23 protein-coding genes and 4 tRNA genes are annotated in these 23,640 nt (G+C 42.8%); 1 reads left to right on the top strand and 26 read right to left on the bottom strand.

Annotated features, from left to right (window positions below; genetic code table 11):
• Positions 1-78: 78 nt before the first annotated feature.
• The 15 genes from rpoB to G395_RS0120410 form a co-directional block, all read right to left on the bottom strand.
• Positions 79-3,945, bottom strand: coding sequence for a DNA-directed RNA polymerase subunit beta (gene rpoB, locus G395_RS0120480; RefSeq protein ID WP_026631781.1), 3,867 nt, complete (start codon positions 3,943-3,945; stop codon positions 79-81).
• A gap of 321 nt (positions 3,946-4,266) precedes the next feature.
• Positions 4,267-4,653 carry a 50S ribosomal protein L7/L12 gene (gene rplL / locus G395_RS0120475; RefSeq protein ID WP_026631780.1) on the bottom strand — a complete coding sequence of 129 codons (387 nt, stop codon included), beginning with the start codon at positions 4,651-4,653 and terminating at the stop codon, positions 4,267-4,269.
• Positions 4,654-4,738: 85 nt separating this feature from the next.
• Entirely contained in the window at positions 4,739-5,269 is a 531-nt protein-coding gene (gene rplJ, locus G395_RS0120470) for a 50S ribosomal protein L10 (protein WP_026631779.1), read from the bottom strand.
• Between the two features lies 1 nt (position 5,270).
• Complete coding sequence (gene rplA / locus G395_RS0120465) at positions 5,271-5,969, bottom strand: 50S ribosomal protein L1 (protein WP_026631778.1); 699 nt, start codon at positions 5,967-5,969, stop codon at positions 5,271-5,273.
• Between the two features lie 37 nt (positions 5,970-6,006).
• Positions 6,007-6,456 carry a 50S ribosomal protein L11 gene (gene rplK, locus G395_RS0120460; RefSeq protein WP_026631777.1) on the bottom strand — a complete coding sequence of 150 codons (450 nt, stop codon included), beginning with the start codon at positions 6,454-6,456 and terminating at the stop codon, positions 6,007-6,009.
• A gap of 77 nt (positions 6,457-6,533) precedes the next feature.
• The gene (gene nusG, locus G395_RS0120455; protein ID WP_026631776.1) at positions 6,534-7,088 is read right to left on the bottom strand and encodes a transcription termination/antitermination protein NusG; all 555 of its coding nucleotides are present in this window, start codon (positions 7,086-7,088) and stop codon (positions 6,534-6,536) included.
• 36 nt (positions 7,089-7,124) lie between these two features.
• Positions 7,125-7,316: a preprotein translocase subunit SecE gene (gene secE, locus G395_RS0120450; protein ID WP_026631775.1), complete on the bottom strand. Its 192-nt coding sequence runs from the start codon at positions 7,314-7,316 to the stop codon at positions 7,125-7,127.
• A gap of 16 nt (positions 7,317-7,332) precedes the next feature.
• Positions 7,333-7,403: transfer RNA gene (locus tag G395_RS0120445), tRNA-Trp, on the bottom strand.
• A 103-nt stretch (positions 7,404-7,506) separates the two neighbouring features.
• Positions 7,507-8,694: an elongation factor Tu gene (gene tuf, locus G395_RS0120440; RefSeq protein WP_026631774.1), complete on the bottom strand. Its 1,188-nt coding sequence runs from the start codon at positions 8,692-8,694 to the stop codon at positions 7,507-7,509.
• Positions 8,695-8,820: 126 nt separating this feature from the next.
• Positions 8,821-8,892: transfer RNA gene (locus tag G395_RS0120435), tRNA-Thr, on the bottom strand.
• Between the two features lie 121 nt (positions 8,893-9,013).
• A tRNA-Gly gene (locus G395_RS0120430) sits at positions 9,014-9,086 on the bottom strand.
• 59 nt (positions 9,087-9,145) lie between these two features.
• Positions 9,146-9,228 (bottom strand) — tRNA-Tyr (locus tag G395_RS0120425).
• Between the two features lie 169 nt (positions 9,229-9,397).
• Complete coding sequence (locus G395_RS0120420; RefSeq protein ID WP_026631773.1) at positions 9,398-10,501, bottom strand: outer membrane beta-barrel protein; 1,104 nt, start codon at positions 10,499-10,501, stop codon at positions 9,398-9,400.
• A 10-nt stretch (positions 10,502-10,511) separates the two neighbouring features.
• A complete protein-coding gene (locus tag G395_RS0120415; RefSeq protein WP_026631772.1) occupies positions 10,512-11,312 on the bottom strand; it encodes a hypothetical protein in 801 nt (266 codons plus the stop codon).
• On the bottom strand, positions 11,293-11,883 hold the full coding sequence (locus G395_RS0120410) for an RNA polymerase sigma factor (RefSeq protein ID WP_026631771.1): 591 nt from the start codon (positions 11,881-11,883) through the stop codon (positions 11,293-11,295). Before G395_RS0120410 ends, G395_RS0120415 begins: the two co-directional genes overlap by 20 nt.
• A gap of 162 nt (positions 11,884-12,045) precedes the next feature.
• On the opposite strand from G395_RS0120410, the gene murI reads away from it, so the two are divergent.
• Positions 12,046-12,855, top strand: coding sequence for a glutamate racemase (gene murI / locus G395_RS0120405; protein ID WP_026631770.1), 810 nt, complete (start codon positions 12,046-12,048; stop codon positions 12,853-12,855).
• A 3-nt stretch (positions 12,856-12,858) separates the two neighbouring features.
• On the opposite strand, the gene G395_RS0120400 is transcribed toward murI, so the two are convergent.
• The 11 genes from G395_RS0120400 to G395_RS0120350 all read right to left on the bottom strand — a co-directional run bounded on the left by G395_RS0120400 (position 12,859) and on the right by G395_RS0120350 (position 23,636).
• Positions 12,859-15,375, bottom strand: coding sequence for a glycosyl hydrolase (locus tag G395_RS0120400; RefSeq protein WP_035361843.1), 2,517 nt, complete (start codon positions 15,373-15,375; stop codon positions 12,859-12,861).
• Positions 15,376-15,505: 130 nt separating this feature from the next.
• Complete coding sequence (locus tag G395_RS0120395; protein WP_026631768.1) at positions 15,506-15,787, bottom strand: CAMCR motif-containing small membrane protein; 282 nt, start codon at positions 15,785-15,787, stop codon at positions 15,506-15,508.
• Positions 15,784-16,323 (bottom strand): DUF420 domain-containing protein, encoded by a 540-nt coding sequence (locus tag G395_RS0120390; protein ID WP_026631767.1) that lies wholly within the window; start codon positions 16,321-16,323, stop codon positions 15,784-15,786. Before G395_RS0120390 ends, G395_RS0120395 begins: the two co-directional genes overlap by 4 nt.
• Positions 16,324-16,325: 2 nt before the next feature.
• The gene (locus G395_RS0120385) at positions 16,326-16,949 is read right to left on the bottom strand and encodes a hypothetical protein (protein ID WP_026631766.1); all 624 of its coding nucleotides are present in this window, start codon (positions 16,947-16,949) and stop codon (positions 16,326-16,328) included.
• Positions 16,950-16,958: 9 nt separating this feature from the next.
• The gene (locus G395_RS0120380) at positions 16,959-17,288 is read right to left on the bottom strand and encodes a cytochrome C oxidase subunit IV family protein (protein ID WP_026631765.1); all 330 of its coding nucleotides are present in this window, start codon (positions 17,286-17,288) and stop codon (positions 16,959-16,961) included.
• A gap of 29 nt (positions 17,289-17,317) precedes the next feature.
• Positions 17,318-18,088 carry a cytochrome c oxidase subunit 3 gene (locus G395_RS0120375; RefSeq protein ID WP_026631764.1) on the bottom strand — a complete coding sequence of 257 codons (771 nt, stop codon included), beginning with the start codon at positions 18,086-18,088 and terminating at the stop codon, positions 17,318-17,320.
• Positions 18,089-18,098: 10 nt separating this feature from the next.
• Positions 18,099-18,686, bottom strand: coding sequence for a cytochrome c oxidase subunit 3 (locus G395_RS0120370; protein ID WP_026631763.1), 588 nt, complete (start codon positions 18,684-18,686; stop codon positions 18,099-18,101).
• Between the two features lie 19 nt (positions 18,687-18,705).
• Positions 18,706-19,599, bottom strand: coding sequence for a heme o synthase (cyoE, locus tag G395_RS0120365; protein WP_026631762.1), 894 nt, complete (start codon positions 19,597-19,599; stop codon positions 18,706-18,708).
• Positions 19,600-19,617: 18 nt separating this feature from the next.
• A complete protein-coding gene (locus tag G395_RS0120360; RefSeq protein ID WP_035361826.1) occupies positions 19,618-20,643 on the bottom strand; it encodes a COX15/CtaA family protein in 1,026 nt (341 codons plus the stop codon).
• Positions 20,621-22,501 (bottom strand): cytochrome c oxidase subunit I, encoded by a 1,881-nt coding sequence (locus G395_RS0120355; RefSeq protein ID WP_051350275.1) that lies wholly within the window; start codon positions 22,499-22,501, stop codon positions 20,621-20,623. Before G395_RS0120355 ends, G395_RS0120360 begins: the two co-directional genes overlap by 23 nt.
• Before the next feature lie 28 nt (positions 22,502-22,529).
• The gene (locus G395_RS0120350) at positions 22,530-23,636 is read right to left on the bottom strand and encodes a cytochrome c oxidase subunit II (protein WP_026631759.1); all 1,107 of its coding nucleotides are present in this window, start codon (positions 23,634-23,636) and stop codon (positions 22,530-22,532) included.
• Between the last annotated feature and the right edge of the window lie 4 nt (positions 23,637-23,640).

Genomic DNA, 23,640 nt, shown 5'->3' with positions numbered 1-23,640 from the left:
ATTAAAAAGTCGTTTGTCTGTTAGTCGAAACTCAAATTGATTTCATTATGGCGCGGTTTCCCGCGCCAACGACTAATATTAGTCCAGTGTAATCTCCAATGCTAATCCACGAAGCTCGTGAACAAGTACGTTGAATGACTCCGGAATATTTGGTTTCGGAAGGTTTTCACCTTTTACGATTGCTTCGTATGCCTTGGCGCGGCCTACCACGTCATCGGATTTAACTGTCAGGATCTCCTGAAGAATGTGCGATGCACCGAATGCTTCAAGCGCCCACACTTCCATTTCTCCAAAACGCTGACCTCCGAATTGTGCTTTACCACCCAATGGTTGCTGTGTAATGAGCGAGTATGGCCCGATAGAACGCGCGTGCATTTTATCGTCAACCAAGTGACCCAGCTTCATCATGTACATCAAACCAACTGTAATCGGCTGATCAAAGCGCTCTCCGCTCAAACCATTGTAAAGGAATGTACGTCCCCAATCTGGCAATCCGGCTTCTTTTAACTCAGCCGCAACCTCTGCTTCCGTAGCTCCGTCAAAGATCGGAGTAGCATAGCGACGACCCAGTTTCAGACCTGCCCAGGCAAGAATGGTTTCATATATCTGACCAATGTTCATACGTGAAGGCACCCCAAGTGGGTTCAACACGATATCCATTGGTGTTCCGTCTTCAAGGAATGGCATATCTTCGTCACGAACGATACGGGCAACAACCCCTTTGTTACCGTGACGACCTGCCATTTTATCCCCAACTTTCAATTTACGTTTTTTGGCAATGTATACTTTTGCCAATTTCACGATTCCAGCTGGAAGCTCATCACCTACTTCAAGTGCAAAACGATCGCGTTTGAAACGGCCCATCAATTCACTGCGGGCATTCAGGTAATTTTTCAAAACCAACGAAACTTGCAAGTTGGTTTCTGAATCCTCAGTCCAAGAATCTGTCAACACGTCACCGATCAAGTTAACTTCTTCGGCAACTGCATATTGAGATTCATCGCGGTAAGGGTTGTTTGCAGGGAAAAGGTTCTCCGAGATGTTTCTCACATTGAACTTCATTCCTTTGCTTACCAATTCATCACCAAACTTGTGTTTAACACCTTGGCTAGTTTTACCGTCAACCAATGCAACCAACTTCTCGATGATACGTCCACGAAGCGCAGTAAGCTCACGACCGTATTTTTTCATCAATAGACGAAGTTCGTCTTTGTGTTTTGCACGTTCTTCTTTCGTTGGGCGAGAGAAAAGTTTAGTGTCAATAACCACACCTTTCATCGATGGTGGCGCTTTTTTCGAAGCATCCTTCACATCACCAGCTTTATCACCAAAAATCGCACGAAGCAGTTTTTCTTCCGGAGTTGGATCAGATTCTCCTTTTGGAGTGATCTTACCAATTAAAATATCTCCTTCTTTTACTTCTGTACCGACTTGAACAATTCCGTTCTCGTCAAGATTCTTAACCGTTTCCTCGCTTACGTTTGGAATTTCAGCAGTAAGCTCTTCTTCTCCACGTTTCGTATCACGCACTTCCAATTCGAATTCTTCAATGTGAATCGAAGTGAAGATATCCTCACGAACCACTTTCTCCGAGATTACAATCGCATCCTCAAAGTTGTATCCCTGCCAAGGCATGAAGGCAACCAATAGATTACGGCCCAATGCAAGTTCTCCACCTTCTGTACCATATCCCTGGCAAAGTGCTTCACCTTTTTTCACCTTTTGGCCTTTAAGAACCATTGGTTGAAGGTTAAGACAAGTGTCCTGGTTGGTACGACGGAATTTAACAAGATCATAAGAAACGCTATCTTCAATAAAGCTTACAAGGCGCTCATCATCTGTTCTATTGTATTTAACAACGATTTTCTTAGCATCTACAAATTCAATCACACCGTCGCCTTCTGCAACAACCAATGCTCTTGAATCCATTGCAACACGCTTTTCAAGGCCAGTTCCAACGATTGGCGCTTGTGGGCGCAACAATGGAACACCTTGACGCTGCATGTTAGATCCCATCAATGCACGGTTGGCATCATCATGTTCCAGGAATGGAATCAATGAAGCAGCAACCGAAACGATCTGGTTTGCAGCAACGTCCATGAACGATGCTTGCGAAGGATCAACCATCGGGAAGTCACCTTCAAAACGCGTTTTGATTTTTTCTACCGTAAAGTTTCCTTTGTCATCCACAGAAGCATTTGCTTGTGCAATGTATTTGGAATCCTCTTCCTCGGCAGTCATATATATAAGCTCATCGGTTAGCTTACCAGCACCATCGATTACACGATATGGCGTTTCGATAAAGCCCATTCCATTCACTTTTGCAAATACGCAAAGGGATGAAATCAAACCAATGTTTGGTCCTTCCGGAGTTTCAATTGTACAAAGACGACCGTAGTGCGTGTAGTGAACGTCACGAACCTCGAAACCGGCTCTTTCGCGAGAAAGACCACCAGGTCCAAGTGCCGACATTCTACGCTTGTGCGTAATCTCAGCTAACGGATTGGTCTGATCCATGAACTGTGACAACTGGTTTGTGCCAAAGAATGAGTTGATAACAGAAGACAATGTCCGCGCATTGATCAAATCAACGGGCTTGAAATCTTCATTATCACGCACATTCATACGCTCCTTAATGGTACGCGCCATACGTGCAAGACCCACACCAAACTGAGCATAAAGCTGCTCACCAACGGTACGTACACGACGGTTTGACAAGTGGTCAATATCATCGACAACCGCCTTAGCATTGATCAAACCGATCAGATACTTCACGATTGAAACGATATCACCGGTTGTAAGAACGCGAACGTCCAAACTCGTGTCAGAACCTAGTTTTTTGTTGATCCTATAACGGCCAACATCACCAAGATCGTAACGTTTGTCACTGAAGAACAAGCTCTGAATTACGTCGCGAGCAGTTTGTTCGTCCGGTGCCTCAGCATTACGCAATTGGCGGTAAATTTGCTCAACCGCCTCTTTATCAGAGTTTGAGCTATCTTTTTGCAGCGTATTATAAATAATGTTATAATCCGCAACATTCATATCTTCTTTATGCAGAATGACAGATTTCTGTCCTGACTCTACAATCACTTCGATATCCTCGGCAGAAATTGTTGAATCACGTTCAAGCAACACTTCGTTACGTTGAATCGAAACAACCTCGCCTGTATCTTCATCAACGAAATCTTCTGTCCAGGTTCTCAAAACCCTTGCAGCCAAGCGACGGCCAACAGCTTTCTTCAAGTTTGTTGGTGTTGCACTGATTTCTTCTGACAAGCCAAAAAGGTCCAGGATATCTTTATCAGATCCAAAACCAATGGCACGAAGCAATGTTGTTACCGGGAATTTCTTTTTACGATCGATGTACGCGTACATCACATTGTTAACGTCTGTCGAGAATTCAATCCAAGATCCTTTGAATGGAATAATACGTGCAGAGTACAATTTAGAACCGTTGGTGTGCTTGCTCATGGAGAAGAACACACCTGGTGAACGGTGAAGTTGTGAAACGATAACGCGCTCAGCACCATTGATTACAAAAGAACCTCTTTCGGTCATATAAGGAATGTTTCCTAAGAAAACTTCCTGCTCAATGGTTTCAAATTCTTCATGATCAGCATCATTACAAATCAAACGTAATTTTGCTTTCAACGGCACTGCATAAGTCAGTCCGCGGTCGATGGATTCATCGACTGAATATTTTGGTGGTTCAAGAAGATAATCAATGAACTCCAACACGAAATTGTCGCGTGAATCGGCAATAGGAAAGTTTTCTGCGAAAACTTTGTACAATCCTTCTCCGGAACGATCTTCAACCGATGTATCAAGACTGAAGAAATCGCGGAACGATTGTACCTGGATTCCTAGCAAATCCGGATAATCGATAATCTGATTGATCCTTGAAAAGTTTTTTCTAGGTGTTGTTGCTTTAATTGTAGCCAAGGCTATGTTTGATTTGGGTTAGTAGAAAAACTAATGCGCCGGAGTAACCTTTACGCGCCGCAATCGTAATAATTAGTTTTAAACCTAATCTATTGCCTCGTAGAGATAAATAACTGCCCCTATTCTCCTTTCCTACGAGTAAAGAAGTGTTTCGCGCAAATTATTTGAAAAGAAGAATGATAAACCCGGATTAAATGAAGGGCTATCTAAGTACAAACGCAAAAAAAGTATTTTTCGTTTGGTATACACATAAATAGGAAAAAGACCTGACGTTAATCAGGCCTCATTCCTAAGAATTATAGGCTTTTGGTATAAAGCAAATTACTTCACTTCAACTTCTGCACCTGCTTCTTCAAGTTGTTTTTTCAAAGCTTCTGCTTCGTCTTTTGCAACTCCTTCTTTAACAGGCTTTGGAGCACCGTCAACTAGTTCTTTTGCTTCTTTCAAGCCAAGACCAGTAAGGTCTTTAACCAATTTCACAACAGCAAGTTTGCTTGCGCCAGCTGCTTTCAAGATCACATCAAAAGATGTTTTCTCTTCTGCTGCAGGAGCATCAGAACCACCACCAGCAGCAGGACCTGCTACCATTACCGCACCAGCCGCTGCAGGCTCAATACCGTATTCGTCTTTAAGAATTGTAGCCAATTCGTTCACTTCTTTAACCGTAAGGTTAACAAGCTGTTCTGCGAATGCTTTCAAATCTGCCATTTTTATTTAGATTTTTTGATTATACAATAAGATGATTTTAAAAGCTCCATTTTTTCTCCCGGAGAGCTCAGCCTGGCTATTAATATTAGTCCTCTTTCTCAGACAAGGTTTTCAAAATACCAGCCAATTTGTTTCCACCGCTTTGAAGGGCGCCGATAACATTTTTAGCAGGTGATTGCAACAATCCGATAATCTCTCCGATCATTTCTTGTTTTGACTTCAGAGCGATCAGAACGTCAAGCTGGCTTTCACCAACGAAAACAGATGAATCAACAGAAGCTCCTTTAAATTTAAGCTTGTCAGTACCTGATTTCTTCTTGAATTCTTTAATCAATTGTGCAGGAACCTTACCTGACTCCGGGTGAAACATAACTCCGGAAAATCCTTTCAAAACTTCGTCAAAAGAGGAATAATCCGTATCTAATGTCTCTAGTGCTTTCTTAATCAATGTATTCTTAACAACACGATACTCCACACCGCGTTCGAAGCAAAGGCCTCTTAGCTGGTTTGTTTCACCTACAGACATTCCGTTTGCGCTGGTGATATAGAAGTATGGGGTGCTAGCGAATTTTTGACTTAACTCGTCTATAATTACTGCTTTCTCTTCCCGTGTCATATTATAATCCTGGAATTGTGTTTTTATCAATAGTAACACCCGGGCTCATCGTGCTTGACAAGTGAATGCTTTTTACGTAAGTTCCTTTTGCCGATGATGGTTTAAGGCGAACCAGAGTATTGATAACTTCTGTAGCATTTTGTACAAGCTGCTCGTTTCCAAAAGAAACTTTACCAACACTTGCGTGAATGATTCCTGTTTTGTCAACTTTGAAATCAATCTTACCTGCTTTTACTTCCTTCACAGCTTTCGCTACATCCGGAGTTACCGTTCCTGATTTAGGGTTTGGCATCAGTCCGCGAGGACCTAAAACCTTACCTAACCGTCCCACTTTTGCCATCACACTCGGCATTGTGATAATTACGTCGATGTCTGTCCAGCCTTGCTCTATCTTTTGGATATATTCATCAAGACCAACATAATCCGCTCCTGCTTCTTTCGCTTCTGCCTCCTTATCGGGAGTACACAAAACCAATACACGAACTTCTTTTCCGGTTCCGTGTGGCAATGTTACCACGCCACGTACCATTTGATCAGCTTTACGAGGATCTACGCCCAAACGAACGTCGATATCCACGGAAGAATCAAATTTGGTATAAGAAATCGTCTTAAGTACGTCCGCTGCTTGCTCAAGAGAGTAAACTTGATTCGCGTCGAATTTCGAAAGAGCTTCTTTTTGCTTTTTGGTTAATTTTCCCATGTTCTTTGTTTCTTTCAGCGTATAAATATTTTTACGCTCAGTTGTTTTCTTCCCACGGGGCCTTGCCTGCTACAGTAATACCCATACTACGAGCCGTTCCCGCTATCATTTTCATAGCAGAATCAATTGTAAAGCAGTTCAAGTCAGGCATTTTGGTTTCAGCGATCGTACGAACCTGATCCCATGATACCGAACCTACTTTCAAACGGTTTGGCTGAGCCGAACCTGTCTTTACTTTTGATGCTTCCAGAAGCAGAATCGCGGCCGGGGGGGTCTTAATGACGAAGTCAAAAGACTTATCCTTATAGTATGTAATAACTACCGGCAACACCACACCCATTTTATCCTGGGTACGGCCATTGAATTGCTTGCAAAACTCCATGATATTCAAACCTTTCGATCCTAATGCAGGACCGATTGGAGGTGAAGGGTTGGCTTGGCCACCTTTTACCTGTAGTTTGACGTATCCACCTATTTCTTTTGCCATTGTTTTGTAATTTGTCGGTTCATTGATTGTTTAACGGCTTAACATGCAAGTGGAAGCTTACCCTGCCCGTTACTCTTTCAACTATCCTTTTCTACTTGTGCGTAACTGAGTTCCACGGGTGTATTACGCCCGAATATTTTTACAACTACATTGAGTTTTTTCTTCTCGTCGAATACTTCTTCAACCACTCCGATAAAGCCGCTGAAAGGACCGTCTACAACTTTGACAGTTTCTCCTCTGATGAATGACATGCTTGGCGCTTCTTCATGCTGCTCTGCCTCGTCTACCTTACCCAAGATCCTATTGATCTCTGACTGACGAAGCGGCACAGGCACTTTTGAATTACCTTCTGCACTTCCCAAGAAGCCTATAACACCAGGAATACTGGTTATAATGTGTAAAACCTCTCCTTTTGACAAATCCGCTGAAATGATAATGTAACCAGGAAAGAAGTTTTTTTCTCTAACCCGTTTCTTACCGTTACGCATTTCATATATCTTCTCAGAAGGTATCAGGATCTGCGGAACGAATTCATCCAGTTTCTGCCGAGCGATTTCATTTTCAATGTAGGACTTGATTTTTTTCTCTTGTCCAGACACCGCTCTCAATACAAACCAATTTAGACTACTCATACCATTCCGGGGGTTGCCACTATAATAAAAATAGCCTTAGAAAGACTGATAAAAAAGATTCAGTGCATTCTCAAAGACAAAGTCCATAATGCCTACAACGAAGGCAAAAATGAGGGAACCGACAAGCACTAGTGTCGTATTAGCCTGAAGCTCGTTAAAAGGAGGCCATGTTACGTGCTGGGTGATTTCTTCCCAGGAAGCTTTTAAAAAAGAAGTAAATTTTTCCATTTTTCCTTTTAATATGCACGGGTGGAGAGATTCGAACTCCCATCAACGGTTTTGGAGACCGCTATTCTACCCTTGAACTACACCCGTTTATCTAACGACCCGGTACTTTCGGGCTGCAAAGATACGATTTAATTATAAAAAACAAGTGCATCTCATAAGAAATGCACTTGTTTTAATATGCTAATCTTGATTAGTCAAGAATTTCAGTTACCTGACCAGCACCTACGGTACGTCCACCTTCACGAATCGCGAAACGAAGACCTTTTTCCATAGCAATCTTGTTGATCAATTTCACATCAATTGTGATGTTATCACCAGGCATAACCATTTCTACACCAGCTGGAAGAGAAATTTCACCCGTTACGTCCGTGGTACGGAAGTAAAACTGAGGACGGTATTTGTTAAAGAATGGAGTGTGACGTCCACCTTCTTCTTTCGAAAGTACATAAACCTCGCCTTTGAATGCAGCGTGAGGCTTAACTGAACCTGGCTTGCAGATTACCATTCCGCGACGGATATCTTCTTTGTTGATACCACGAAGCAAAAGACCTACGTTGTCACCAGCTTCTCCACGGTCAAGGATCTTACGGAACATCTCAACACCAGTTACTACCGATTTAAGACCTTCTGCACCCATACCAAGGATATCAACTGCTTCACCAGAGTTGATTACTCCTCTTTCGATACGACCAGTTGCAACAGTTCCACGACCAGTGATCGAGAATACGTCTTCAACAGGCATAAGGAAAGGAAGATCAGTCATACGTGGAGGAATTGGAATGTAGCTATCAACAGCATCCATCAATTCTTCAATCGTTTTAACCCATTTTTCTTCGCCATTCAAACCACCCAAAGCAGAACCTTGGATTACAGGAATGTTGTCTCCATCGTAATCGTAGAAGCTCAAAAGCTCACGGATTTCCATTTCAACAAGTTCAAGAAGTTCTGGATCATCAACCATATCCACTTTGTTCATGAACACAACAAGCTGAGGAACACCAACCTGGCGAGCCAAAAGAATGTGCTCACGAGTTTGTGGCATTGGTCCATCAGTAGCAGCAACTACAATGATAGCGCCGTCCATCTGTGCAGCACCAGTTACCATGTTCTTTACATAATCCGCGTGACCTGGACAGTCAACGTGAGCATAGTGACGGTTTGCTGTCGAATACTCAACGTGGGATGTGTTAATCGTGATACCACGCTCTTTCTCTTCAGGAGCATTATCAATTGATGAGAAATCGCGAAGTACTGCTAAACCCTTTTTCGCCAACACAGTTGTGATAGCAGCAGTAAGGGTAGTTTTACCGTGGTCAACGTGCCCGATAGTACCAATATTTACGTGGGGTTTCGAGCGGTCAAACGTCTCTTTTGCCATGACTTAAGTACGCTTAAAATTAAAAGTTACAATTTATTAAACACTAATGATTGATCCTGTTTAGCTTACACTAGCCAAGCACCCCAAAATCAATTTAACTAAATACAAGGATCAAAATCTTTTCCGAGCTTTTGAGGGGATTTGAACCCCTGACCTCTTCCTTACCAAGGAAGTGCTCTACCCCTGAGCTACAAAAGCAAAATTTCAATACATTTGAAATGCTACGTTAAGCAATTCTGGGCTATTACAACCAAAAAGCGATTAGCGAAAAAGTATCTAATGAATGTTTTCGCTAATCGCTTCGATGGTGTTTTAAATGAGCGGAAGACGAGGTTCGAACTCGCGACCTATAGCTTGGAAGGCTATCGCTCTACCAGCTGAGCTACTTCCGCATTTGTTTTTGCCTCCTCCTGAAACTGGTAATCTCAGAAGCTCATTTTGGCATTAACTGTGGGGGCGGATGGATTCGAACCACCGTAGGCATACACCAGCAGATTTACAGTCTGCCCCATTTGGCCGCTCTGGTACACCCCCAATCAACATTTCAACACAACCGTGAAAACCGCTTGTCTCACTTTTTGGAGTCGCAAAATTATACCCTTTTCTTAAATTCTCAAATTCTTTTGAAAAAAAAATAAAGAAAAATAGCGGCTTAAACAAAATACATTGTTTTAAACCGCTATTAAGCGCATTTAAACGCTTTTTAAAATAACCTTACTCCAAAACTAAGCATCCTTACAGACGGCCCTTTGCCATCCTGATAGAGATTATTGAAATCGTAGTTGACAAAGAAATCGGGGAAATTTCTGATGCCTAGCTCTGCGGACAGACCATATCTCAGATCTTCAATGTAAAAGTTTTTCCGGACATGGTCCACGTCCTTACTTCCCTCGCGTCTTAACTTGGTATAGCTGCCCAACCGGTAACCTCCATAAACGCCTGCACTAATGTATGAGATGAATGATCGCGAGAAACTCAGGGTCGGCATGAAAGAGATGTTTACGTACGGGACCGTTAGCTTACTTTTTTTCATCTCAATCTCCTCTCCGTTTTCATTGGTAACAAGCGGAAAACTAATTTGTAGAGAATCTTTCGCAACCGTATTATTCCCATCAAACATTAAATTGTACCAGGAGAAATCAACCCCAAAATCAAGGTGAAGACGCGCATTTTTACCTTTTGCAATGGTTGTACTCGCAATGTAGCCTAAGCTGATATATCGTGACCCGAAGGGTTTAAGGTCGTAGTCGTCCTTGGAGAAGCCTGGCGTCGTTTCATTTGTGCCGTAAGTATTCAGGCCTAATGCGATATTGAATCCTTTTCGTGGACTGGAACCACCGCCTGACCGATAGAAGCGCTTGCCCGTGCGCCTGTAATTTGAATCTGATTTCCCGTCGTCATCATCCTCGTCTTCCACCTCGACTCCCTTCGAATTAATTTTGACTTCCGTGTCCCCATTTTTAATGTGGATTCCCCGCAGGCCAATTCTTACATAATCCTCATCATTCGATTTATCTTTTAAGTATTTGCTGCCATTAATTTCCTCCCGCAAATAAGTTGTGTCTGCATCGGTGCTATCAAGCCTGATTTTCAAGTCCTTCAACAATGTGTTCAGGTCATACTTCATGATCTTTTCGAGTTCTTTGCGGTCTTCTCCATAAATAATAAGTCTTGTCCTGTCGCCAAAGGTCACGATAATTGAATCTTTCTCCTGCGGGGAATTTTGTTGCGCAGGTTTCAGACCGCCTGCACGCACATTCATTCCAAAAACGAGGAATAGGCCGACTATATACAATTTCAGTTTCATGGCTGTGATTTTAAAGTTTGGTTTTGTCTTTGAGGTTATGGTACTTTTCCGACACTCTTTCTTCTCCGTTGCGCAAGCGATCGTCTACTTTCGCAACGAGGCTTTTTGGATTAAAACCCACTTCTTCCCAATCCACGCGCTCGCCCGCTCTCGCATTTTTCAGCTGACGAAACACTTTCGAGAATTTGGAGGATTTAGGTTTATCCTCATCCTGATCATTTGTTTCCACTTCCACTAAAACAACCCTAGTCTGTTCAACCGGCATTGGTGTGATCTTCGCGGAAAGGGCTTCTTCTGCTTTTGGGGTAATCTTTTCAATAGTAGGCAGCTCTGTAACAGGCTCCTCTTTTACGTCGATATCAATTTTCGCCACGTTTTGGGGTTCAGCATCTTGAATGTGGTTACCAACATGGATTGGCTCCTTCGTAACGTGCTCCGCATGATCAGTCTTTTCCAATTCCCTTTTATTCTCATCGCCCGCGAGCTCAGGAGCAGGCACGGGAATCTTTTCAACCTCCACTTGCTGAACAGTTTCTTTTTCCTGTTCCCCGACAAGTTCCTTTGGCTTGGAAACGATTACACGTTTCCTCTCCTTACCAATGGTTTCAATGTTTGGGCGCTCGCTATTCCAGACGATATAACCTGCTACAAGCGTGATGACAACACTTGCTGCGGCATACCAGACCCAGCCCGCCAGCTTACGCTCCTTTTTTGTGCTTGTCTTGATTTTTTCCCAGGCAGCGGCAGATGGCTTTTTTTCCAACTCCGAAAGCCTGCGCTTGAAAAGATCATCAACCGGATGCTTTTTCATATTCTACTTTTTTTTTAAAATCATTTTCCCAATCCGCCACCATTTTTTGCAGCATTGCCCTTGCCCGGTGCAATTGCGACTTGGATGTGCTTTCGGTTATGCCAAGCATTTGTGCAATTTCAATGTGCGGATAACCTTCAATTGCATATAAATTGAAAACCGTTCTGTATCCTGTGGGCAGCGACTCAATCAATGCGAGCAACTCCTGCGTCTCCAGATTCTGATCAGCGTGTGCATAATCCGGAATGTTATTGGCCTCGTCTGACAGCGTGTCTTCCAGGCTACGTTTTTGTTTTCTTAAATAACCCAGCGCCTCATTTACCATAATGCGACGGATCCATCCTTCAAAACTGCCTTCTTCGCTGAACTGCTCTATTTTCGCAAACACTCTTATAAAACCTTCAACCATCACATCCTCAGCCGCCATGTCATCACAGATATAACGAAAGCATAAAGCCAGCATGCGAGCGCTGTATTTATCGTACAACTGTCGCTGAGCCTTCGGATCTTCCTTCCTAAGCGCTTTGATGAGTTGTGCCTCGTTACTGAAAAGTGATAAAATTCGACCCATTCATTTGGTGGTTTCAATATCAAGATGCTCTTTCCCGAACGGTAGGTTGCATCAGATCTTAAAAAATTTACGAATTGATTTAATTTTTAAAAAAGTTATTCGTACCGTTCCTTTAGTTTTGGATCAAATATCGCTTAACTAAAAGATTTACCCCTATCCATTATGTTTGATTCTTCGGCGCCTATTGGGATTTTTGATAGTGGCATTGGCGGGATGACCGTTGCCAGTGCAGTTACCAGGCTTCTGCCGCAAGAGAATACAATTTATTTTGGCGACACGGCGCACCTTCCCTACGGCGATAAGTCTCAGGCGGCAATTCAGGCTTATTCTATCAAAATTTGCAACATGCTTCTGCAGCAAAATTGCAAGCTTATCCTCATTGCCTGCAACTCGGCTTCTGCTGCAGCTTATGAGCTGGTGCGGGAATATGTGGGCAGCAAGGCGAAGGTTTTGAATGTAATTGATCCGGTGGTGGATTACATTAAGGAACATTATGACGGCAAGACGATCGGCCTGATCGGGACGAAGCAAACGGTCCTTTCCAATGTATACAAAAAGAAAGTGGACGCTTTGGGTAAGAATATTCAGTTGAAGTCACTGGCTACTCCTTTGCTGGCGCCCATGATTGAGGAAGGTTTTTTCGACAATAATATTAGTGAAAGCATTATAACCAGCTATTTGTCTGATCCTTCGCTGACAGATATTGAAGCATTGATTCTTGGCTGCACGCATTATCCGCTGATCAAAAACCAGATCGGCGAATTCTATAAAAGCAATGTAGAAATCCTCGACACATCCGAGATAGTGGCTTTCTCATTAAAATCCTGGCTGGAACAACATTATCTGGTCAATGAAAAGGGAGAAGGCAAGCGCGCATTTTATGTGTCCGACTACACGCTGTCCTTCGAACAATCGACAAACATATTCTTTGGCAGGCAGATCCAGCTTGAACACTACCCGCTTTGGGAGTAACATTTAGCGGAAAAGGATTTTCACTGGTCCCAGCAAACCCGATGGCATGGGCTCCCATTTTGTAGCGTCAAACTTTTTGTAAGTGATATCGACAATGTTAATCTCATGAAATTTTTTCCAATCGGGCTTTTGCGTGTCTCTCAGGCGCATATAGTTGGCTGAAAGATTGGTAACCTCAATTTCAAGCACATTATCTTTTGATTTAAGCTTATCTGTAAAACCTAATTGAAAAGGAATGCTCCAAGCTGTTCCTATGGGCTTACCATTCAGTTTTACGGTGGCCACTTCTCTAACATCACCAAGGTCCAAGATTTTAGCGTCACTCTTCATCAGATTGTCAGGACAATCGAAACGAATCTCGTATCTGGCTGTTCCTGAAAAGTATACTGCTGAATCAGGCAAACTCGTCCAGGTTTTGAGTTCGTTCAGATTGGCGGAGGCTGGGATCGAAGGCCGGCCTTTTAGAAATTTTAAATTCCAATTACCTTTTATCTCAAATTGCTTATCCGCAATGTTCATTTTCTCTGTGCCTGTATTTTTTACTGTTTCTCTTAAAAAACATGATTGTCCTGGCAAAAGCCTTAAATAAATCGCATCTCCATTTCGCGGGACCGGCTTCCAGGTAGCATTTTCATCCAGTGCATCAAATTTTTCAAACCCGCCGACATTGCTAACCTTAATCCAACCTTCCTTAAACTGATCAGCCAAGTTACTGACAAAGTAAAGTCGTTTGTTGTCTTGTGTTTTTTTACGGATAAATGTCAAGCCATTTTCTGCGAATGATTCCCTAAGTGCTCCGCTTGCCACCAATTCTTTTTCAAAATCATTCGAAATGCGGACATTCTTTTCTTTTTTTAGCATTACTAACCCATTCTCGAAGCTGTTTTGCCTTTCAGTCTCGACACCGTAACCAGTTGCTTTTTCCGGCATGTGGTTTTGAAATATGATCTTTGCTCCATTCTTGGCGAGTCGTTGTAATTCTTTTAATGTTTCGCCGGGCATATAGGTGCTTTCGGGAATGATTATGGATTTATAAACTGCGTCTCCGCTGGGAAGATTACCATTGCTATCAAGGTTTAAACGGCTCAATTGCAAATCCGAAACGTAGTCAAATCCAAAACCCTTTTTCCAAAGTTGCTGTGCAAGCTTACCAAAAGGCAGGTCCAGCAACCAGCGATCCACATGATGCACTTCCAGTAAATGCACATTGCCGGACGACTTCGCTTTGGTTGCCCAAAGGTCATGTATTGGAAAATACACGAGCACATCATTGTCCGATTTGCTGTTTTGAAGCAGCTCCTGGCAGCGCTGTACGTATTTATTTAGCAGGGGAAAGTGTTCAGCGAAATGTGAAGTCGATCCGAAGTTCGTGGAAGCGTAGAATAACCAGCCTGGAAATGGCTCCTGAGCAGGTGAATAAGTGCTTCCGTGATAAAAGATGTGATTAATGCCAGCCGTGAAAAGTTCATCAATTTGCGGCTTGACCTGCGACAGCGAAACTTTGAAATGGTTTGCAAGCCATGTTCCGGTTTCGGAACTGACAAGCTTTTTACCAGAAAAATGCGCTGCCGATGAGGCAAATTTCATTGCCAAAGGATCGGGTGTCCCAAACTGGTCGATGGAATAATCAGGATCAATGCGTAAACCGGGAATTGAAAAACGACTCGTTCCAAAAGATTCAGTTTCCGGAATATCAGCGGTGTCGTACAAGTCGAGCAGGTTTCCGGGCGAACCGTGCGCCTGATATCTGGTCAGAAAACCGTGCTTTGTGCTCCAATCGGTCCAGGGCTTGGCATAACGCTCTCTCAATAACTCCGATAATGTTTGATGATAGTCGATCCGGACAAGATCTGAGCCGGCTTTTCCAATTGAATCAGTCAGTAAAGCCAAATTTTCACCCACTTCATAACCGCGTCTTTTTTTAAATTCCTGCAAAAAATCGTCGGTCCAGTTAGCTCCATATGCCTCATAGGAATCATTATACATGGAGCGCGGCAGATCTTTTCTATCGGCAAACGCAGAATCGAACCTTGTAAGATAGCGTGGCATTGCCGTCGCATGAAACGGATCGAGGACCAGTCCTTCTCCACCTGGCGCCGCACGTTTTACTTTTTGTTTTGTGGGTTCAATGACGATAGCTCCATTTTTAACCATCATTTGCTTTGCCCCGAGCTCCGGCGAAACATTGGGACCACCAAATGGCCAGCCGGTTCCAGTCGTCATATCGACACCCAATCCTAGCCGCTTGCCTTCGCGCACTGTATACTGCATCAGATCCAGCCATTTTGGCGTCAAAAACGGAACGGATTGTGATTCGTAACCCTTCACCTGATAAATTGGGATAATGTGTACGCCGCCTACTCCTGATTTTTGAAAGTATTCCAATTGAGCCGTAATGTTCTTCTCGTTCACCGCGCTGCCCATCCACCACCAGAAAGTCCAGGGTTTTGAAGTCGAAATGATCTGAGCATTAACTAATGTGCAATTAAAAAGCAGGAGAAGAAAAAGTATCCGTCGCATAATTCCGAGTTTCTCAATAAAGGCATGAAAAAATCTTTCTACGCCTTTTGACCACATTATTTATATATTCATTTGGACATAAAAAAAAGCGAAGCTTATCGCTTCGCTTTGCCGATTTCTGTTCTCAGTTTTAACCTTGATAAGCCTGCTTCACACGCGAAGCGATGAACTGGCGTTCCTGTAAATTCTTTTTGCTATTGCGATACCATAGGTAACCAATTACCCCAACCAACAAGTAAGGCATCACAAATAGAAACATAATGCCGGTGTTAAGCCCAACCCCTACATTGTTCCTGCCATTTCCCATAGAACTTTCCACAGAACCGCGGCACATGGCACATTGCGCCCAGGTATCGACGCCTGAGAGCACAAACAGCATTACAAAACCGAATATGATCTTAAAGTTTTTCATACATAATAAGGACTAATCATCAGGTAAACCACAACGCCACTGATACTCACGTAAAGCCAGATAGGAAAAGCCCATTTCACAGCCTTTCTGTGTTCAATAATTTGATTAGTATAACCAAAATACACGGCACGCAACACAAACCAAACGACTACAATAGACAATGTGATGTGCGAAATCAATAAAAAGTAATAGATCGGCCGCACAACTCCTTCGCCACCAAAAGGCGTGGATTGATTTGAAATGTGATATAAAATATAACAAACCAAAAATACAGCGCCCAACAAGAATGCACCTGTCATGGCTTTACGGTGCGCACTAATGTTATTGTTTTTGACAAAATAAAATCCTGCAATCAAAAACACCGCCGTCAGCGTATTGATCACCCCGATAACATGAGGCAAAACCTTCGTCCACGCTCCTAACTCAACTTTCTGCCGAATGCCTAATAACGCCGCAACTGCAATCGGGATTACAATGGCGAGAATGTTAATAATGCGTTCGTATTTGGGTTTCTTTTCTAATACTAATGAAGCCATAACTATTTGTCAGCACTTGCTTTATTCTCGTAATTTAAAATCTTTATTTCCGCCATTAGGCGATCAATCTCCTCGGGATCCACTCCATTGTAGTAACCTCTTGTGTAGCCTCTGCTATCTATCAACATTAACCTGCTTTCGATCGGATAAAGTTCAGGAGTATCTTGCGAAGATGGCAACTCCAATAAACGTTCGGCGTCCTTTATTGAAGCTTTCCAAGTCTCCCATCCTTCCTTACCTAACTCACTTGGATAGGTTGAGGAAGCGGATAAACTATCTTCGGTAAGCGTTTTAATAGTGAGGTTATTGGTCTCGCTCCGCATATCAAAGATCCTTTTCAGATTCGACAGCACAAGCTTGCAAGTATCCGGGCAATTTTTTGGTAAAAAACTGATTACCGTAATTTGGTTTGCAATATGATAACTTCCCGATGACAGTTGCACCACTGACTGCTTGCGAAAAACCGTATCTCCATTTGCTATTGCCACCTTTCCCTCACTATTAATCTCCGGGTTAAAGTAAGGAAGATCATAATGATTGGTTGCAAAAAGTCTGAGGAGTACAAAAATCAAAGCCGGTATTACTAATGTTACGATCAGTAATCCGGCCTTGGGAAAATTCTTCATGCGTATTATTTAATCGAATATGGCTTCAAAAATCGCATTACCTTCTAACATAAGCGCCAAAATTAACCAGGCTACAAAGATAACGGGAACCAGGATCGACCAGATCAGTGACTTTGTTTCATGCTTTAAGTGCATGAATTCACCCACGATATAGAACGCTTTAACAATCGTCATCACGATGAAAATGGTAACCTTCAATATTCCGTGAGGGACCGTGAATGCGATAAGGAACTCTACGGCAGTCAGGATAAGGAGAATCCAAAAGGTTTTCCAGATTGCTTTGCGTTGCTCAGCACCTGCGTTTGGATCCTGGTTATGAATATGGTGTACTTCCGACATTTGATTAGGAATTAATATTATTGGATGATTTAAACCAGATAAAAGAATGTAAATACGAATACCCACACCAAGTCTACAAAGTGCCAGTAAAGTCCAACTTTCTCGACCATTTCGTAGCTTCCTCTTTTATCATAAAAACCTGTGGCGGTACGGAAGAAGATCAAAATGTTCAGGATCACACCACTAAATACGTGCGTTCCGTGGAAACCTGTAATAAAGAAAAAGAAGTCAGCAAATGCAGGCGGGCCATACTGGTTTTCCGTGAGGTTTGCCCCGAATATTGTCTTTTCGACCCAAGCTCCATTCTCGATCACTTTCATTACACTTCCTGTATCCGTTCCATGGATAAAGTGAGCCCATTCCCAAGCCTGGCAACCCAGAAAAGTAAATCCGCCAAGGATAGTCCAAAGCATATATTTTTCAACATTGGCACGGTCCATACGGTGACCTGCTTCTACTGCAAGAACCATCGTCACGCTACTCGCGATCAGGATGAATGTCATGATCCCTACAAAGACCAGGGGAAGAGAAATTCCGTGAAGGAAAGGCACCGCCTCGTAAACCTTCTCTGGAATCGGCCAATACATGTTTGAAAATGTAAAGTCATCCACGTTTCCGGAGTATGCCGGAAAGGCGAACCTTGCTGTACCGTAGGCAACGAGCAGGGCTGAGAAAGTAAAGGTATCCGAGATAAGGAAAAACCACATCATCAGTTTACCATAACTAGCTCTCATAGGCTCAATTCCCCCCATCCACATTTTGGGTTCTACCGCGCCAGGTGTTGTTACATTTGCAGCCATTGAAAAAGTATTAATTAAAAGTCAATAAAAAAACAAAAAGGTATAACCAAAGTAAATCTAGAAAATGCCAGTAAGTGGCACAGATCTGAATGCGTCTCAAATTCTTTGCGTGCACTTTCAACTTGAACGCGGCTGTCAAGGAATAAAGCAACACGATTAATCCGCTAATGATGTGAAAACCGTGTAATCCTGTGAACACATAAAAAAACGAACCAGACGGATTTCCAACGAAATAAACATTCATGGCAACCAGCTGTTTCCATCCTTCAAATTGCATCCAAAGGAACGCCAGACCAAGTACAAAAGTAATAGAAATTGCTATTTTCAATTGTTTGAACTGATCTTTTTTTGCCGAATAAAACGCCCATTGCATAGCTGCGCTGCTCATTAAAAGAACGCCTGTGCTATACCAGAAAATCGGTGGCATTGAGAATTCCAACCAGTTCCCCTCGGCTCTTCTCACCAAATAAGCACTTGATTGAGAAGCAAATAACATGATAATACTAACCAAAAACAGCCACAGAATGAATTTCATTGGGTCCATAGCCAATGTTTCCTGCGGTTCTTTATCTACTTTATACTGCTGAACACTTTCCATTTTCACTGATTTTTCATTTTCACAATTTATCCAACAAAAACGCGATCTGCACAATTGGCAAATATATAAACGATCCGAACATCAATTGCTTTGCCGTTTTATCAGTGCAAGTGCGCATCAAATGGAACGTCTGAGCAAGGAACAAAACGCCGAACACGGTTGCAACAAAAGCCGAATTGATCCCCGTCATGCCCAATTCGTAAGGCAGCCAGCCAATCGGTAACAGGAACACCGTGTAAATCATTATTTGCAATGTCGTATTAACGTCCTTCAGGCCGTTGGCAGGAAGCAATTTAAACCCTGCTCTTTTATAATCCTCATCAAGCACCCAGGCAATCGCCCAAAAGTGCGGAAATTGCCAGAAGAACTGAATCGCGAACAAGATTCCCGGTTCTAAGCCGAAATGATTTGTCGCTGCAACCCAGCCGATCATCGGAGGAAATGCCCCCGGAAAAGCTCCGACAAAAACCGCTATCGGACCAACCCTTTTTAATGGTGTGTAAACAAAACCATACAGCACCAGCGACAAAAGAGAAATTAAACCTGTGCTAAGATTAAATACCAGCACGAAAATCGCCAGAGAAGTAATTCCCAGAAAAACCGCCCAGATGATTGCCTGATCTACCGTAATGCGCCCACTAGGCAGCGGTCGGTTGGCAGTCCGCTTCATTAATTTATCAAAGTCCTTTTCGAGAATCTGATTGATAATGTTTGCTGCTCCGGTGATTCCGATTGATGCAATGATGAAAAGCACCAATTTTCCTGTTTCAACTTCCTTCGCACCCAGGCAGTAACCCATAGCGCCAGAAAACGCGATCAGCGAAGCCAGCCTGAATTTTAGCAACTCAAATAAAACGCCTATCCTCTCTCTTAACTTCCCTACGCCTCCTAAGCTTCCCTCAGCTGATATCATTACTACAACTATTTGTTTCTAAATCGTACTCTTTTCCAGACAAATATCTGACGAATACTTTAAATACTTATTTCCATTTACGACAAGCCAGATCACAAATTGAAGGCCGATCAATAATATTGCAAATGTAAGGTGCAATGGCTGGGCAAATGCTGGCACTCCAAAATAAGCCATCAAAATACCCGTGGCAATTTCAATTATCAATATACAAAAGCAAGCAATTGCAATCCTTCCTGCTATCGAATACCCGCCTTCTGCTTTTAAAATTTTGTTGATCCAATAAAGGTTTACAACAAAAAGAAAAATTGAAAAGGACCGGTGTATATAAAAATTCAAACCCAACTCATCAATCCATTGGCTTCTCGCCTGATAACCTAACCTATGAACGACCTCATCAATTGCCTCCCGCACCTGAGTTCCAAGCAAGATTTGAATCAATGACAACGTAATCACCACTACGCCAATCCCTCCGATTGCCTTCTTACTTGACTCTTTCAACTGTAAAATGTTGCCAGCATAAGCCGACCAGGTGTAGAGAAACAAGAGCAGAAATACGATCACAATGGCTAACAGCATATGGAGCGTTACAACCACTGGCAGCAATTCAAAGGACACAACTTTGGCACCTAGCCACCCCTGAAAACCTACCAGAATGAACGCTGACAAACTGTAATAGAAGATTCGCTTGTTTCCCGATTTAAGGAAAGGTATGGAGGCTAATAGTGTGAGGAAGATCATTACCCCTGTGAAAGCGCCTAAAAGTCTGTTCAGGTACTCAATCCAGGTCTTAACCGGATTAAATTCAATCTCTCCTTTTAGCTTAGCGCCATAAATTTCCTTGTAGTTGGCCGGTAATTGCGAAATTTCAGTCGGTGGAACCCATCGTCCGAAGCAACGTGGCCAATCCGGGCAACCCATTCCAGCACCCGTGCTCCTCACTACCCCACCCGCTATAATAAGAAAATAGAGTACAATGACAGTATTCAAGGCCAACCGACGAAATCGCCGGTTGGCCTTGATATCAATGTGCGTTGAACTGGTCATTATAATTTTGTGACTCAATCGCCTTTTCTGTGGCTATCAGTTCATTCTCATGCGGGAAGTTGGATTCCAGTGTTTGAGAATATGGTACATTTTGTGGGATGAAATCTTCCTTAGCGCCAGGCTTGCTGTAATCATAAGACCAGCGGTAAACTGCCGGGATCTCTCCAACCCAGTTTCCGTGACCAGGATTAATTGGTGTAGTCCATTCCAATGTGTTTGATCTCCATGGATTTTGTGGGGCTCTCTTACCTTTGAAAATGCTGTAAAAGAAGTTCCATAGGAAGATGAACTGTGCAAGGAATGAGAGGATCGCCGCGATAGATATGAACATGTTCATGTCCATAAACTTATGCGTAAAGTCGTAGCTGGTGAACTGGTAGTATCTGCGGGGGAAACCTGCGATACCCACATAGTGCATTGGAATAAATACAAGATAAATACCAATGAATGTCAACCAGAAGTGAATCTGACCCAATGTCGTATTCATCATTCTACCGAACATTTTAGGGAACCAGTGATAAACCCCTGCGAAAAGTCCGAAGGCAGATGCAGCTCCCATTACAAGGTGGAAGTGGGCTACAACAAAGTAAGTATCATGTAGCTGAATGTCAAGCGCACTGTTTCCAAGGATAATCCCCGTCAAACCACCAGATACGAACAACGAAACAAGACCGATCGAGAACAGCATTCCAGGTGTAAAAACAATGTTTCCCTTCCAAAGTGTTGTAATGTAGTTAAAGCCTTTCACAGCAGATGGAACCGCAATAATCAATGTAAGGAACATAAATACGGATCCAAGGAATGGATTCATACCTGTTACAAACATATGGTGAGCCCACACGATAAATGCAAGAAACGCGATACCCAACATGGATGCGATCATCGCACGGTAACCGAAAATCGGCTTACGTGCATTGGTTGCAATAACTTCGGAAGTGATACCAAGTCCTGGCAATAGTACAATGTAAACCTCAGGGTGACCCAGGAACCAGAACAAATGCTGGAACAAGATCGGGCTACCACCTACATTAGGAAGCGCTTCACCATTGATATAAATATCTGAAAGATAAAAGCTTGTACCGAAGTGACGGTCGAAAATCAGAAGCAGTACAGATGACAAAAGAACAGGGAAAGAAATCAGACCCAAAACTGCTGTGATAAGGAAAGACCAGATTGTTAGCGGAAGACGGTCGAACGACATTCCTCTTGTACGCAAGTTAATAACTGTAGTAATGTAGTTGATCCCGCCCAAAAGCTGAGATACAATGAAAAATGCCATACTAGCCAACCAAAGCGTCATACCCATTCCAGAGCCTGGGTGTGCCTGAGGTAATGCGCTCAATGGTGGATAAATCACCCAACCACCTGCTGCTGGCCCTGCTTGCAAGAACAATGATGCAAACATGATAACGCTGGCTAGGAAGAAAAACCAGTAAGACAACATGTTCATGAAACCAGACGCCATATCGCGTGCGCCGATCTGCAAAGGAATCAAGAAGTTACTGAATGTTCCGCTCAAGCCGGCAGTCAATACAAAGAATACCATAATGGTTCCGTGCATTGTAACCAAGGCGAGGTAGAAATTGGGATCCAATTTACCAGCATCACTGATCCATCCGCCCAACACAGGTTTTAGCCAGGAAAGATTAGAGTCCGGCAAACCCAATTGAATACGGAAAATCACCGACATGGAAATCCCGATCACCGCCCACAAAATCCCGGTGATCAAATATTGCTTCGCTATAACTTTGTGGTCTTCACAAAATATATATTTCTGCCAAAAGTTTTGTGCTTCATGGTGGTGTTCATGCTCAGTTTCGTGGTGATGAGCTGTTTCCAATCCTTCAATAGCTGACATATACTTTTAATGTATTTAAATTAACAAATTAGCGTAGACTTGTACTTGTTCCTGCTCCTCCTGTGGAAGTTGCTGAACTATCAGCAGGAGTTGCCGCTTCGGCTGGCACATATTTCATCGCCTTCGCTTTCAAATTCTCTGGCACTTTCGCAAGATACTCAGGATAAGTTTGAAGGAAAGTAGCTTGCTCAGCACACCATTTCTTATAAGACGCTTCGTCTTCAACTATCAATCGCATTTTCATTGAAAAGTGTCCCTGTCCGCAAACCTCAGTACATGCAATTTCGTAATCAAAATTAGCATTGCCCGTTTCAGCGCGCATATCGGCTGTTGTCTTGTCCGCCACGAACCAGAATTTAGTCGGCATACCTGGAACAGCATCCATTTTCACACGCATGTGAGGGATAAATACACTGTGCAAAACATCCCTGGCGCGTATTTTAAGCAACACGGGGCGATTTACCGGAATGTGCATTTCACTAGGATTGGTAAAATCATCAAAAGAATTCTCATCAGAAAGATCTATACCAACTTCATTTTGAGAATCGATCAATTTGTAGTTATAATCTCCCAGTTTATTGTCGCTCATCCCTGCATAGCGGGCAATCCAGTTGAACTGCTTACCTGTGATCTCAATAACTTCCGCATCTCTCGGTGCATCAGAAGTTATATCCGACCATGCTTTCCAACCTGTAAATACCAAAAGTGCCATTACAATAGCCGGAACGATAGTCCAGATAAGTTCAAGCCGGTGGTTATCAGGATAAAAGGATGCACGGTGATTTTTCTTATGCTGATATTTCCAGGCAAAAAAGAAGATGAGGAAGTTAACAATGATGAAAGGAATCGTTAAAATACCCATTGAAAACCAAAACAGGTCGTCTGTTCTTCTTCCGTGAATCGAAGATGCCTCAGGCAGAAAGAACTCACGGGCATGAAGATAAGACCAAGTAATCGCAATAGCCCCGATAATGAGGATTACAATAAACATGGCACCATTCCATTTATTACCCGACGGCTCCGCATCAGGCGAATCGATTTTATTTACATTTTTAAGAACATTTTGAAGCCTGGATATCACAACGCCTGTGAGAACCAGAAAAACAAGAGCAACTAATGCGATAATAATATTCATGATA

This window comes from Dyadobacter alkalitolerans DSM 23607 (genome assembly GCF_000428845.1).
GTDB lineage: Bacteria > Bacteroidota > Bacteroidia > Cytophagales > Spirosomataceae > Dyadobacter > Dyadobacter alkalitolerans.
This window is presented reverse-complemented; position numbering and strand designations above follow the sequence as displayed.